11 protein-coding genes are annotated in these 13,528 nt (G+C 40.7%); 10 read left to right on the forward strand and 1 reads right to left on the reverse strand.

All coding sequences use genetic code 11. From position 1 onward, the window contains the following. Positions 1-26 precede the first annotated feature (26 nt). The 3 genes from HMPREF2613_RS02680 to HMPREF2613_RS02690 are packed head-to-tail and all read left to right on the forward strand — an operon-like array spanning position 27 to position 3,572. Positions 27-1,562, forward strand: a complete 1,536-nt coding sequence (locus HMPREF2613_RS02680; protein ID WP_070478764.1) for an ABC transporter ATP-binding protein — start codon at positions 27-29, stop codon at positions 1,560-1,562. Beyond that, positions 1,555-2,613 carry an ABC transporter permease gene (locus tag HMPREF2613_RS02685; RefSeq protein WP_070478766.1) on the forward strand — a complete coding sequence of 353 codons (1,059 nt, stop codon included), beginning with the start codon at positions 1,555-1,557 and terminating at the stop codon, positions 2,611-2,613. The genes HMPREF2613_RS02680 and HMPREF2613_RS02685 overlap by 8 nt, the downstream gene beginning before the upstream one ends. 2 nt (positions 2,614-2,615) lie before the next feature. Next, a complete protein-coding gene (locus HMPREF2613_RS02690; protein ID WP_070478768.1) occupies positions 2,616-3,572 on the forward strand; it encodes an ABC transporter permease in 957 nt (318 codons plus the stop codon). 38 nt (positions 3,573-3,610) lie between these two features. Here the strand turns inward: HMPREF2613_RS02690 and plsY are convergent, their stop codons facing one another. Next, entirely contained in the window at positions 3,611-4,252 is a 642-nt protein-coding gene (plsY, locus tag HMPREF2613_RS02695) for a glycerol-3-phosphate 1-O-acyltransferase PlsY (protein ID WP_070478770.1), read from the reverse strand. Positions 4,253-4,387: 135 nt separating this feature from the next. Here plsY and parE point away from each other — a divergent pair, with 135 nt between their 5' ends. From parE to HMPREF2613_RS02730, 7 genes are all read left to right on the forward strand, one after another. Further along, a complete protein-coding gene (gene parE / locus HMPREF2613_RS02700) occupies positions 4,388-6,331 on the forward strand; it encodes a DNA topoisomerase IV subunit B (protein ID WP_070478773.1) in 1,944 nt (647 codons plus the stop codon). Position 6,332: 1 nt separating this feature from the next. After that, on the forward strand, positions 6,333-6,809 hold the full coding sequence (locus HMPREF2613_RS02705) for a hypothetical protein (protein WP_070478776.1): 477 nt from the start codon (positions 6,333-6,335) through the stop codon (positions 6,807-6,809). A gap of 11 nt (positions 6,810-6,820) precedes the next feature. After that, positions 6,821-7,225 (forward strand): hypothetical protein, encoded by a 405-nt coding sequence (locus tag HMPREF2613_RS02710; protein WP_070478779.1) that lies wholly within the window; start codon positions 6,821-6,823, stop codon positions 7,223-7,225. A gap of 266 nt (positions 7,226-7,491) precedes the next feature. Further along, on the forward strand, positions 7,492-9,963 hold the full coding sequence (parC, locus tag HMPREF2613_RS02715; protein WP_083279197.1) for a DNA topoisomerase IV subunit A: 2,472 nt from the start codon (positions 7,492-7,494) through the stop codon (positions 9,961-9,963). 134 nt (positions 9,964-10,097) lie between these two features. Beyond that, positions 10,098-11,120, forward strand: coding sequence for a branched-chain amino acid aminotransferase (locus HMPREF2613_RS02720; protein WP_049491531.1), 1,023 nt, complete (start codon positions 10,098-10,100; stop codon positions 11,118-11,120). A 22-nt stretch (positions 11,121-11,142) separates the two neighbouring features. Then, a complete protein-coding gene (locus tag HMPREF2613_RS02725) occupies positions 11,143-13,110 on the forward strand; it encodes a peptide ABC transporter substrate-binding protein (RefSeq protein WP_049491529.1) in 1,968 nt (655 codons plus the stop codon). A 97-nt stretch (positions 13,111-13,207) separates the two neighbouring features. Next, on the forward strand, positions 13,208-13,438 hold the full coding sequence (locus HMPREF2613_RS02730; RefSeq protein WP_000037113.1) for a DUF2969 domain-containing protein: 231 nt from the start codon (positions 13,208-13,210) through the stop codon (positions 13,436-13,438). Positions 13,439-13,528 lie beyond the last annotated feature (90 nt).

The raw sequence follows: 13,528 nt of genomic DNA on the forward strand, positions 1-13,528 counted from the left end.
AAATAAGACTCTGAAAGGAAGAGCACATGGCACACGAAAATGTCATTGAGATGCGTGATATTACCAAGGTGTTTGGTGAATTTGTTGCCAACGACAAAATCAACCTGCACCTACGAAAAGGTGAAATTCATGCACTTTTAGGAGAAAATGGGGCTGGAAAGTCCACGCTCATGAACATGTTAGCAGGGCTTCTTGAACCAACCAGTGGTGAAATTGCGGTCAACGGTCAAGTTGTCAACCTCGACTCACCATCTAAAGCAGCTAGCTTGGGAATCGGGATGGTTCACCAGCACTTTATGTTGGTAGAAGCATTCACAGTGGCTGAAAACATCATTTTAGGAAGTGAATTAACTAAAAATGGTGTGCTAGATATTGCTGGAGCTAGCAAAGAAATCAAGGCTCTTTCTGAACGTTATGGCTTAGCTGTTGACCCTTCTGCCAAGGTAGCAGATATCTCAGTTGGAGCCCAACAACGTGTAGAAATTTTAAAAACCCTTTATCGGGGGGCTGATATTCTTATCTTTGATGAACCAACGGCTGTCTTGACTCCATCAGAAATTGATGAGTTGATGGCTATTATGAAAAATCTTGTCAAAGAAGGAAAATCAATTATCTTGATTACCCACAAGTTGGACGAGATTCGAGCAGTTTCTGACCGCGTTACAGTTATCCGTCGTGGGAAATCAATTGAGACAGTTGAAATCGCAGGGGCTACCAATGCTGATTTGGCAGAAATGATGGTAGGACGTTCTGTTTCCTTTAAGACAGAGAAGCAAGCTTCTCAACCAAAAGAAGTGGTCTTGTCAATCAAAGATTTGGTGGTCAATGAAAACCGTGGTGTCCCTGCTGTCAAAAATCTATCCTTGGATGTTCGTGCTGGAGAGATTGTTGGTATTGCGGGGATTGATGGAAATGGTCAGTCTGAACTGATTCAAGCAATCACAGGTCTTCGAAAGGTTGAATCTGGTAGCATTGAGCTAAAAGGAGATTCAATTGTAGGCTTGCACCCACGTCAGATTACAGAGTTGAGTGTTGGGCATGTTCCAGAAGACCGTCACCGTGATGGTTTGATTTTGGAAATGATGATTTCTGAAAATATTGCCCTTCAAACCTACTATAAAGAACCACATAGTAAAAATGGAATTTTGAACTATTCAAATATTACTTCTTATACTAAAAAGTTAATGGAAGAATTTGATGTTCGTGCTGCTAGTGAGTTTGTTCCAGCAGCGGCTCTTTCAGGAGGAAATCAACAAAAAGCAATTATTGCTCGTGAAATTGATCGAGATCCTGAACTCCTTATCGTCAGCCAACCAACTCGTGGTTTGGATGTCGGTGCTATTGAATATATCCACAAACGCTTGATTGAAGAGCGTGATAATGGGAAGGCTGTCCTTGTTGTCAGCTTTGAACTAGATGAGATTTTAAACGTCTCAGATCGTATTGCCGTTATCCACGATGGGAAGATTCAAGGTATTGTATCACCAGAAACAACCAATAAGCAAGAACTTGGTGTCTTGATGGCTGGTGGAAACTTGGGAAAGGAGAAGAGTGATGTCTAAAAAATTACAACAAATTTCGGTTCCCTTGATTTCTGTCTTCCTAGGAATTTTACTCGGAGCCATTGTCATGTGGATCTTTGGTTATGATGCTATTTGGGGCTATGAAGAATTGTTCTATACAGCCTTTGGTAGTTTGCGTGGGATTGGGGAAATCTTCCGTGCCATGGGACCTTTGGTCTTGATTGGTCTTGGCTTTGCCGTTGCCAGTCGTGCTGGTTTCTTTAACGTCGGACTTCCTGGTCAGGCTTTGGCAGGTTGGATTCTTAGTGGTTGGTTTGCCTTGTCGCATCCAGATATGCCACGTCCTTTGATGATTCTAGCAACTATCGTGATTGCCTTAGTTGCAGGTGGAATTGTCGGTGCCATTCCAGGTATTCTTAGAGCCTATCTAGGGACGTCAGAGGTTATCGTAACCATCATGATGAACTACATTGTCTTGTATGTAGGAAATGCCTTTATTCATGCCTTTCCTAAAGACTTCATGCAAAGTACAGATTCGACCATTCGTGTTGGAGCTAATGCAACCTACCAGACACCTTGGTTAGCTGAGTTGACTGGTAACTCGCGGATGAATATCGGTATTTTCTTTGCTCTCATTGCCGTTGCAGTCATTTGGTTCATGCTCAAGAAAACAACCCTTGGTTTTGAAATCCGTGCGGTTGGTCTTAATCCTCACGCATCAGAATACGCTGGTATTTCTGCAAAACGTACCATTATCCTCTCAATGATTATTTCAGGTGCTTTGGCTGGTCTTGGTGGAGCTGTTGAAGGTCTGGGAACCTTCCAGAACGTCTATGTTCAAGGGGCATCATTGGCTGTCGGATTTAACGGGATGGCAGTTAGCCTGCTTGCAGCAAACTCACCAATTGGTATTCTCTTTGCAGCCTTCCTATTTGGTGTTCTCCAAGTTGGAGCTCCTGGTATGAATGCGGCGCAGGTACCATCTGAGCTTGTTAGTATTGTAACAGCGTCTATTATCTTCTTTGTCAGTGTTCATTATCTTATCGAACGCTTTGTCAAACCGAAAAAACAAGTTAAAGGAGGTAAGTAAAGATGTCTATTACAACCTTGCTCACCCTCTTGGTGTCTTCTATGCTGATTTACTCAGCCCCCCTCATCTTTACAAGTATCGGTGGTGTTTTCTCTGAACGTGGCGGTGTGGTAAACGTCGGTCTTGAAGGAATTATGGTTATGGGAGCCTTCTCTGGAGTCGTCTTTAACCTTGAATTTGCAGAACAATTTGGAGCAGCAACTCCATGGTTATCCTTGGTTGTAGCAGGAGTAGTAGGGGGAATCTTCTCTATCATCCACGCAGCTGCAACGGTTCATTTCCGTGCAGACCATGTTGTCAGCGGTACAGTATTGAACTTGATGGCGCCTGCCTTGGCTGTTTTCTTAGTGAAAGTGCTTTATAATAAAGGACAAACAGATAACTTAAGCCAGACTTTCGGACGCTTTGACTTCCCAGTCTTAGCTAATATCCCAGTGATTGGTGATATCTTCTTCAAGTCAACAAGTCTGCTAGGTTATATCGCGATTGCCTTCTCATTCCTAGCTTGGTTTATCCTCTTCAAGACCCGCTTTGGTCTTCGCCTCCGCTCTGTCGGTGAACACCCTCAAGCAGCGGATACTTTGGGAATCAATGTCTACAAGATGAGATATCTAGGAGTTATCATTTCAGGTTTCTTGGGTGGAATTGGGGGAGCGATTTATGCTCAATCAATCTCAGTTAACTTCTCAGTGACAACTATTGTCGGACCTGGATTTATCGCCCTTGCTGCGATGATCTTTGGGAAATGGAATCCAATCGGTGCTATGCTTTCTAGTCTCTTCTTTGGACTTTCACAAAGTTTGGCCGTTATCGGTTCTCAATTGCCATTCCTACAAGGAGTGCCTGCGGTTTACCTTCAAATCGCTCCTTATGTTTTGACTATTCTTGTCTTGGCAGCCTTTTTTGGAAAAGCAGTGGCACCAAAAGCAGATGGTATCAACTATATCAAATCAAAATAAGCATACAAAAAAACGTCAGTTCTGTTCAAACTGGCGTTTTATTTTTTAGGATCTTGATGGGTTAAGTTCAGTCCCCAAGGGACAAGATTTTCAGTTTTATTTGTGATGCGTGTGATATTATCCTTATGCCGAATGATAATCAAGCTAGCAAGTGCTAGGATAATAGCGATGAAGAGAGGGTCATAGTTGCTCAGGATAAAACCAAAAAGTGGAAAGAGTAGAACTCCGATGACAGCTGCGATAGATGCTGTGACACTGGAAAGTGAAATCATACTGCCTAGATAGAGGGTTCCAAAGAAGACAACCGCAAGGTAGAGACAGAAGACAGGAGCAAATCCGAAAATCACACCTGCACTGGTTGCGACAGCCTTACCACCCTTAAATCCTGCAAAGATAGGAAAGGTATGGCCAATGACAGCTAAAAGTCCAAAGATGAGAGGCGAAACGCCTTGCAGATGAAAAATAATTGGAAGAAGCGTTGCTAGGGTTCCTTTGAAAAAGTCAATCACAAAGGTTGCCATACCAGCTTTCTTACCTAAAATGCGGAAGGTATTGGTCGTTCCAGTGTTACCAGAACCATGCTCGCGCAGATTGATTTGAAAGAAAACTTGTCCAATCCAGAGACCAGACGGAATCGAACCCAGCAGATAGGCTAGGATTAATAAAACTATTGTAATCATACTCCTATTATATCATGAAATGGAGAAGAAAAGCAGAGAATCTCTTCTGAAATTGTCACATCGGAGAAAGAAAAATTTTGCAAAATCATTGGAAAACCTGTAGAATAGTAAAGATGAACGAATAGGAGGTTCCTTGTGTCAAAAAAGGAAATCAATATTAACAATTATAATGATGATGCCATTCAGGTGCTAGAAGGGTTGGATGCGGTCCGAAAACGTCCAGGGATGTATATCGGATCGACCGATGGTGCTGGTCTCCACCACCTCGTCTGGGAAATCGTCGATAATGCTGTAGATGAAGCCTTGTCTGGATTTGGTGACCGTATTGATGTGACTATCAATAAAGATGGCAGTTTAACGGTTCAAGACCACGGACGTGGGATGCCGACTGGTATGCACGCTATTGGAATTCCAACAGTAGAAGTTATCTTTACTATTCTCCACGCAGGAGGAAAATTCGGTCAAGGAGGATATAAAACTTCTGGCGGTCTCCATGGGGTTGGTTCTTCCGTTGTTAACGCTCTTTCAAGTTGGCTGGAAGTTGAAATTACCCGTGATGGGTCAATCTATAAGCAACGTTTTGAAAATGGTGGAAAACCTGTCACGACTCTGAAGAAAATCGGTACAGCGCCCAAGTCTAAAACAGGTACCAAGGTTACGTTTATGCCTGATACGACTATCTTCTCTACGACAGACTTCAAGTACAATACCATTTCAGAACGCCTCAATGAGTCAGCCTTTCTCTTGAAAAATGTGACCTTGTCTTTAACGGACAAGCGAACAAATGAAGCGATTGAGTTCCACTATGAAAATGGGGTACAGGACTTTGTTTCTTATCTGAACGAAGACAAGGAGACCTTAACGCCAGTTCTTTACTTTGAAGGGGAAGACAATGGTTTCCAAGTGGAAGTGGCCCTCCAGTATAATGATGGATTTTCAGATAATATTTTGTCCTTTGTTAATAACGTTCGTACCAAGGATGGTGGAACGCATGAGACAGGACTCAAGTCCGCTATTACCAAGGTTATGAATGACTATGCGCGTAAGACGGGGCTTCTCAAGGAAAAAGATAAAAACCTTGAAGGGTCAGACTATCGTGAGGGGCTAGCGGCTGTTCTTTCTATCCTTGTTCCTGAAGAACATTTGCAGTTTGAAGGTCAGACCAAGGATAAGCTAGGAAGCCCTCTTGCTCGTCCCGTTGTGGATGGCATTGTGGCTGATAAGTTGACCTTTTTCCTTATGGAAAATGGGGAATTGGCTTCTAACCTCATCCGCAAGGCTATCAAGGCGCGTGATGCTCGTGAAGCGGCACGTAAGGCGCGTGATGAGAGCCGAAATGGTAAGAAAAATAAAAAAGACAAAGGCTTGCTGTCTGGGAAATTGACCCCAGCCCAGTCTAAAAATCCAGCTAAGAATGAACTCTATCTAGTCGAGGGGGATTCTGCCGGAGGTTCTGCCAAACAAGGCCGTGACCGCAAGTTCCAGGCAATCTTGCCTCTTCGTGGTAAGGTTATCAATACAGCTAAAGCCAAGATGGCGGATATCCTCAAAAATGAAGAAATCAATACCATGATTTATACCATTGGTGCGGGTGTTGGCGCAGATTTTTCTATTGAGGATGCCAACTATGACAAGATCATTATCATGACCGATGCGGATACTGACGGTGCCCATATCCAGACTCTTCTTTTAACATTCTTTTATCGCTACATGCGTCCGCTAGTTGAGGCAGGACATGTCTATATCGCTCTTCCGCCTCTTTACAAGATGTCCAAAGGAAAAGGCAAGAAAGAAGAAGTAGCCTATGCTTGGACGGACGGAGAACTAGAAGAACTCCGCAAGCAGTTCGGTAAAGGCGCTACCCTTCAACGCTACAAGGGTCTTGGAGAGATGAACGCCGACCAGCTCTGGGAAACAACCATGAATCCAGAAACCCGTACCCTCATACGTGTCACCATCGAAGACCTAGCACGCGCCGAACGTCGAGTCAATGTCCTCATGGGAGACAAGGTAGAACCACGACGTAAGTGGATTGAAGACAATGTCAAGTTTACGCTGGAAGAGAGTGGAGCATTTTAGTATGAAAAATAAAAATCGTTTATTGATCACTGTTCCTTTGAGTGGTTTAATAACACTGTATGTTATTAGATTAATCAAAGTTTGGATAACTACTATAACTAATGAAAAATATAATATATTAGATTTGTTATTGTCAGAAAATATTATAGTTTTAGTGACATTTTTTAGTGTAATAATATTCTTTCTAAAAGTTGGTTTATCGCATAACGATAAAAAGCAGAAAATATTACGTATTTTAATAATTATATGTGTTGTTTTTACTATTATTTCATATTTTATTTCTGTTGGTAATAAGCAAGTTAATGATGTCTTAATTTTTTTTACTTATGTTTTATTCAATCTTTTGACCTATCTAATTTATGATGTGGTTTTAATAGTTTATAAGTGGGTAGTTAAAGACGAAGCTACCATGGCTCCTAAATTAACATTCATTTGGGCTTTAATTACATTTTTGATTGCTATATTATTTAAATTTTAGGAGAGAGACTAATGGAAGATGTTTTAAATTCTTTGAAAAAGTTTGGATTGGGAATTGAGTTTATTTTAATTTTTACATATTCGATTTTTTGTTGTATTAAAGTGGTAATTTTTAAAAATAGTAGTACAATAAAAAATATTCTAGTTCAAAAGAAGGGATTAATTGAACAATCATTTGAGATTTTTAAAGCTAAGGATTATTTATTTACATTAATTTTGGGAATAATATGTATACTATTACTTTCTGTCATAATTCATTTTAAGTGGAAAAAGTCAAAGATTGATCCAACAAATTATATAGGTATGTTCATACATATAATTCTTCTTATCATAGTTATTGCTATTTATTGGGATCCAGTACTTCTGACCTTTGGAATTATTTGCGCTATAGGATTGGGACTTACAAAGAGTCTATAGTTATCTATTACTTTCTTCAAAAAATCTTTAATGAAAAAAAGCATGAATATAAATTTTGCAAAGTTGACGATTATTTTAAGTATATGACTGAACTGAACACTGGACTAAGACTTTCTACATCCTTTTATCATTACACTACTCTACATTCTTTGAAAGGAGTTGAACACGCCCTAAATGATGCGTGAAAAAGATAAATTCTATGATGATCTTTCTTATTTCAAGAATTTTCTATTTTCACTTGATATTTTACGGGCTCTGTATCCTATATGTCTAACATTCAAAACATGTCCCTAGAGGACATCATGGGAGAGCGCTTTGGTCGCTACTCCAAATACATTATTCAAGACCGGGCTTTGCCAGATATTCGTGATGGGCTCAAGCCGGTTCAGCGCCGTATTCTTTATTCGATGAATAAGGATGGCAATACTTTTGACAAGAGCTACCGTAAATCGGCCAAGTCTGTCGGGAATATCATGGGGAATTTCCACCCACACGGTGACAGTTCCATCTATGATGCCATGGTTCGTATGTCACAGGACTGGAAAAATCGTGAGATTCTAGTTGAAATGCACGGTAATAACGGTTCTATGGACGGTGATCCACCTGCGGCCATGCGTTATACCGAGGCACGTCTGTCTGAAATTGCTGGCTATCTTCTTCAGGATATCGAGAAAAAGACAGTTCCTTTTGCTTGGAACTTTGATGATACTGAGAAAGAACCAACGGTCTTGCCAGCAGCCTTTCCAAATCTCTTGGTAAATGGATCGACTGGTATTTCAGCTGGTTATGCCACAGATATTCCACCTCATAATTTAGCTGAGGTCATCGATGCAGCGGTTTACATGATTGACCACCCAACTGCAAAGGTTGATAAACTCATGGAATTCTTGCCTGGACCAGACTTCCCGACTGGAGGAATCATTCAGGGTCGTGATGAAATCAAGAAGGCCTATGAAACTGGGAAAGGGCGCGTGGTTGTTCGTTCCAAGACTGAAATTGAGAAGTTAAAAGGTGGTAAGGAACAAATCGTTATCACTGAGATTCCTTATGAGATTAATAAGGCTAATTTGGTCAAGAAAATTGATGAAGTCCGTGTCAATAACAAGGTGGCAGGTATTGCTGAGGTTCGAGATGAGTCTGACCGTGACGGTCTTCGCATTGCTATCGAACTCAAGAAAGATGCGAACACTGAGCTTGTTCTCAACTACCTTTTCAAGTATACTGACTTGCAAATCAACTACAACTTCAACATGGTTGCGATTGACAATTTCACCCCTCGTCAGGTTGGAATTGTGCCTATCTTATCTAGCTATATTGCCCACCGTCGTGAGGTCATCTTGGCACGTTCTCGCTTTGACAAGGAAAAGGCTGAAAAACGTCTCCATATCGTCGAAGGTTTGATTCGAGTGATTTCAATCTTGGACGAAGTCATTGCGCTTATCCGTGCTTCTGAGAATAAGGCGGACGCTAAGGAAAATCTTAAGGTAAGCTATGATTTTACGGAAGAACAGGCTGAGGCTATTGTTACCTTGCAACTGTACCGTTTGACCAATACCGATGTGGTTGTCTTGCAGGAAGAAGAAGCAGAACTTCGTGAAAAGATTGCCATGCTTGCGGCTATTATCGGTGATGAGCGGACTATGTACAATCTCATGAAGAAAGAACTTCGTGAGGTCAAGAAGAAGTTTGCGACTCCGCGTTTGAGTAGCTTAGAAGACACTGCGAAAGTAATCGAGATTGATACAGCTAGTCTGATTGCTGAGGAAGATACATATGTCAGCGTGACCAAGGCAGGTTACATCAAGCGTACCAGCCCACGTTCTTTTGCAGCCTCCACCTTGGAAGAAATTGGCAAACGTGATGATGACCGTTTAATCTTTGTTCAATCTGCCAAGACAACCCAGCATCTTTTGATGTTCACGACTCTTGGAAATGTCATTTATCGACCAATTCATGAATTGGCAGATATTCGCTGGAAGGATATCGGAGAGCATCTGAGCCAAACCATCACAAACTTTGAAACTAACGAAGAAATCCTCTATGTGGAAGTCGTGGATCAGTTTGATGAAGGCACAACCTACTTTGCTGCGACTCGTCTCGGTCAAATCAAGCGTGTAGAGCGAAAAGAGTTCACTCCATGGCGGACCTATAAATCTAAGTCTGTCAAGTATGCTAAGCTCAAAGACGAGACAGACCAGATTGTAGCAGTGGCTCCGATTAAACTGGATGATGTTCTTTTGATTAGCCAAAATGGTTATGCCCTTCGTTTCAATATCGAAGAGGTACCAGTTGTCGGTGCTAAGGCTGCAGGTGTCAAAGCTATGAACCTGAAAGCAGATGATGTCCTCCAATCCGCCTTTATCTGTAACACCTCATCCTTCTACCTCTTGACCCAACGTGGAAGTTTGAAACGTGTTTCTATTGTCGAAATTCCGGCAACCAGCCGTGCCAAACGTGGGTTACAAGTCTTGCGTGAGCTAAAAAATAAACCGCATCGTGTCTTCTTAGCAGGAGCAGTTGCAGAGCAAGGATTTATTGGTGATCTCTTCAGTACAGAAGTGGAAGAGAACGACCAAACTCTGCTTGTTCAATCCAACAAAGGAACAATCTATGAAAGCCGATTGCAAGACTTGAACTTGTCAGAAAGGACTAGCAACGGAAGCTTCATTTCTGATACGATTTCAGATGAAGAAGTTTTTGATGCTTATCTTAAAGAAGTATTTACAGAAGCCAAATAAGTGAAAGGAAGAATCAGTTCTCAGAGCTGGTTCTTTTTATTGAAGAAATTTTCTGAAAATTACAAAATATGCTTGCTATTTTAGAAAAATAGTGTAGAATAAAAGAAATAGGTTTTTAGAATAAGGAGTGGAATATGACAGTAACGATTGATTGGGAAAATCTCGGTTTTTCCTATATGAAATTACCTTATCGCTATATTGCTCATTTTAAAAATGGACAATGGAATCAAGGAGAACTTACAGAAGATGCAACCTTGCATATTTCAGAGTCTTCTCCAAGTCTTCACTATGGTCAACAAGCATTCGAAGGTTTAAAAGCTTATCGTACTAAGGATGGCAGTATTCAACTTTTCCGTCCTGATGAAAATGCCAAACGCCTGCAACGGACATGTGACCGTCTCTTGATGCCACAAGTTCCGACAGAAATGTTTGTAGAAGCGTGTAAAGCAGTTGTTCGTGCGAATGAAGAATATGTACCTCCATACGGAACAGGTGGAACCTTATATCTTCGCCCTCTTTTGATTGGTGTAGGAGATATTATTGGGGTTAAACCAGCAGAAGAGTACATTTTCACCATCTTTGCTATGCCAGTTGGAAATTACTTTAAAGGCGGTTTGGTTCCAACCAACTTCTTGATTCAGGATGAATACGATCGTGCGGCTCCAAATGGTACAGGTGCAGCTAAAGTTGGTGGGAACTATGCTGCAAGTCTCTTGCCAGGGAAATTGGCCAAGTCACGTCATTTCTCAGATGTTATCTATCTAGACCCATCAACTCATACAAAGATTGAAGAAGTCGGTTCAGCTAACTTCTTTGGAATTACAGCTGATAATGAATTTGTAACACCATTGAGTCCATCTATCTTGCCATCTATTACCAAGTACTCTTTGCTTTACTTGGCAGAACATCGCTTGGGCTTAACTCCTATTGAGGGGGATGTCCCGATTGATAAGCTTGACCGTTTTGTAGAAGCAGGTGCCTGTGGTACAGCAGCAGTTATTTCTCCAATTGGTGGAATTCAGCACGGTGATGATTTCCATGTTTTCTATAGTGAAACAGAAGTAGGTCCTGTGACTCGCAAACTCTATGATGAATTGACAGGGATTCAGTTTGGCGATATTGAAGCGCCAGAAGGTTGGATTGTAAAAGTAGATTAAAATAAACAAAAGGAGATTTTTTATGAAATCGAAAAAGTGGCTCTTAACAGCAGGAGTGGTCCTGAGCACAACAGCTCTATTAGCGGCTTGTGGAAAAGCTGATAAAGAAGCAGATGCACCGACAACATTTTCATATGTCTATGCAGTAGATCCAGCATCTTTGGACTATAGTATAGCGACTCGTACATCGACAACAGATGTCATCGGGAACGTGGTTGATGGCTTGATGGAAAACGACCAATACGGAAATGTTATTCCTTCCTTGGCTGAAGATTGGTCTGTCTCAAAAGATGGTTTGACTTATACCTATAAACTTCGTAAAGGAGTTAAATGGTACACTTCTGAAGGTGAAGAATATGCAGAAGTAACAGCCCATGACTTTGTAACAGGACTAAAACACGTAGCTGACGGTAAGTCAGACGGTGTCTCTCTCATCCAAAATTCAATCAAGGGCTTGGATGCCTACATGACTGGTGAGACCAATGATTTCTCTACAGTTGGTGTCAAGGCCTTGGACGATTACACAGTTGAATATACCCTAAACAAACCAGAAAGTTTCTGGAACTCTAAAGTCACCACAGCAACGATGTTGCCTGTAAATGAAGAGTTTTTGAAGGCATCAGGTAAAGATTATGGAGCAGTTACTCCAGCAGGAATTCTCTACAATGGACCTTATATCTTGAAGACCTTGACTTCTAAATCGTTGATCGAATATGAGAAAAATCCAAATTACTGGGATAAAGAAAAGGTAAAAATCGAGAAGATTAAATTGACTTACTACGATGGTTCTGATCAGGAATCGTTGATTCGTAGCTTCTCTTCAGGTGCCTATACGACAGCCCGTCTCTTCCCAAGTAGCTCAAACTTTGCTTCTACTTTGGAACAATACGGAGATAAAATCACTTATAGCCCACAGGATTCAAGTAGTTATTACTTCACCTTTAACGTAAATCGTCAGTCATATAATAAAACTGCGAAAACAAGTGAAGAGCAAAAGACTTCTACAAAAGAAGCTATGCTTAATAAGGACTTCCGTCAGGCTATCAACTTTGCCTTCAACCGCCATTCTTATGCTGCCCAGCTAAATGGTGAAGACGGTGCGGACAAGATTATTCGTAACAGTCTCGTTCCAGATAACTTTGTACAAGCAGGTGGTAAAAACTTTGGTCAAATCGCTCAAGCAGAGTTGGTGAACTATGGTGACCAGTGGAAAGGTGTTGAGCTAGTTGACGGTAAGGATTCTATCTACAACCCTGACAAGGCTAAAGCTGCATTCGAAAAAGCTAAGAAAGACTTGGAATCTAAAGGGGTAACATTCCCAATTCACTTGGATGTCCCAGTTGAACAAACAGATACCATCGCTGTTCAACAAAGCAACTCTTTCAAACAGTCTATCGAATCAACTCTTGGTGCTGAAAATGTTGTCATCGACGTTCTTCAAATGACAGATAATGAAAAGGAAACAATCACTTCTCAAGCACGTGTTCCTTCTCAAAAAGATTATGATTTGAACAGTACAGGATGGGCTCCAAGCTATCAAGACCCAGCATCTTACTTGAATATCATGGATCCTAAATCAGGTTCTGCTATGAAACACCTTGGTATTACTAAAGGGAAAGATAAGGATGTTGTAGCGAAACTTGGTTTGGACCAGTATAAGAAATTATTGGATGATGCCGATTCAGAAACTACGAATCTTGAAGAACGCTATGAAAAATATGCCAAGGCTCAAGCTTGGTTGACAGATAGTTCATTATTGATGCCTACAGCCTCATCTGGTGGTTCTCCAGTTGTAAGTAATGTCGTGCCATTCTCAAAACCATACTCACAAGTTGGTATTAAAGGTGACCCATATATCTTTAAAGGAATGAAATTGCAAAAAGATATTGTTACAACAAAAGAATATGAAGAAGCACTGAAAAAATGGCAAAAAGAAAAATTGGAATCAAATGGTAAGTACCAAAAAGAACTAGAAAAGCATATTAAATAAAGCGGAAAACTCTATATCAGACAAGCCTGATGTAGAGTTTTTTCTTGCTAGTTTTTGGATTTTCTTGTAAAATAGAAAAAGTGAAGAGAGGTATGAAATGAGTAAGAAAGATAAAAAAATTGAAATTCAAGTAGCAGATGCCAAGGTTAATGTAGGAAAAGACAGTTTTGAAGGTTATACGTTGACCATTGGTAAAAAAGTTATCGGAGAAATTGCCGAATTAGATGGACAATTTGCCATCATAAAGAATGGGAATGTCGATAGTTTTTATAAAAAATTGGAAAAAGCTGTGGAAATTTTGATTGAAAATTATAATTTAGCAAAATAAGTCTTGTTTTTTTGAAATTTTCATGATATAATAGTCCATGTTAATTGTAGGAGAGATAGCGAAGAGGCTAAACGCGGCGGACTGTAAATC

Origin of the sequence: Streptococcus sp. HMSC070B10, assembly GCF_001808665.1 — a bacterium.
Taxonomy (GTDB): Bacteria; Bacillota; Bacilli; order Lactobacillales; family Streptococcaceae; genus Streptococcus.

What these genes read in the sequence shown, in the direction of transcription:
- HMPREF2613_RS02680 (WP_070478764.1), top strand. Translation starts at nt 27, where the DNA reads ATGGCACACGAAAATGTCATTGAGATGCGTGATATTACCAAGGTGTTT.
- HMPREF2613_RS02685 (WP_070478766.1), top strand. Translation starts at nt 1,555, where the DNA reads ATGTCTAAAAAATTACAACAAATTTCGGTTCCCTTGATTTCTGTCTTC.
- HMPREF2613_RS02690 (WP_070478768.1), top strand. Translation starts at nt 2,616, where the DNA reads ATGTCTATTACAACCTTGCTCACCCTCTTGGTGTCTTCTATGCTGATT.
- plsY (WP_070478770.1), bottom strand. Translation starts at nt 4,252, where the DNA reads ATGATTACAATAGTTTTATTAATCCTAGCCTATCTGCTGGGTTCGATT.
- HMPREF2613_RS02705 (WP_070478776.1), top strand. Translation starts at nt 6,333, where the DNA reads ATGAAAAATAAAAATCGTTTATTGATCACTGTTCCTTTGAGTGGTTTA.
- HMPREF2613_RS02710 (WP_070478779.1), top strand. Translation starts at nt 6,821, where the DNA reads ATGGAAGATGTTTTAAATTCTTTGAAAAAGTTTGGATTGGGAATTGAG.
- parC (WP_083279197.1), top strand. Translation starts at nt 7,492, where the DNA reads ATGTCTAACATTCAAAACATGTCCCTAGAGGACATCATGGGAGAGCGC.
- HMPREF2613_RS02720 (WP_049491531.1), top strand. Translation starts at nt 10,098, where the DNA reads ATGACAGTAACGATTGATTGGGAAAATCTCGGTTTTTCCTATATGAAA.
- HMPREF2613_RS02725 (WP_049491529.1), top strand. Translation starts at nt 11,143, where the DNA reads ATGAAATCGAAAAAGTGGCTCTTAACAGCAGGAGTGGTCCTGAGCACA.
- HMPREF2613_RS02730 (WP_000037113.1), top strand. Translation starts at nt 13,208, where the DNA reads ATGAGTAAGAAAGATAAAAAAATTGAAATTCAAGTAGCAGATGCCAAG.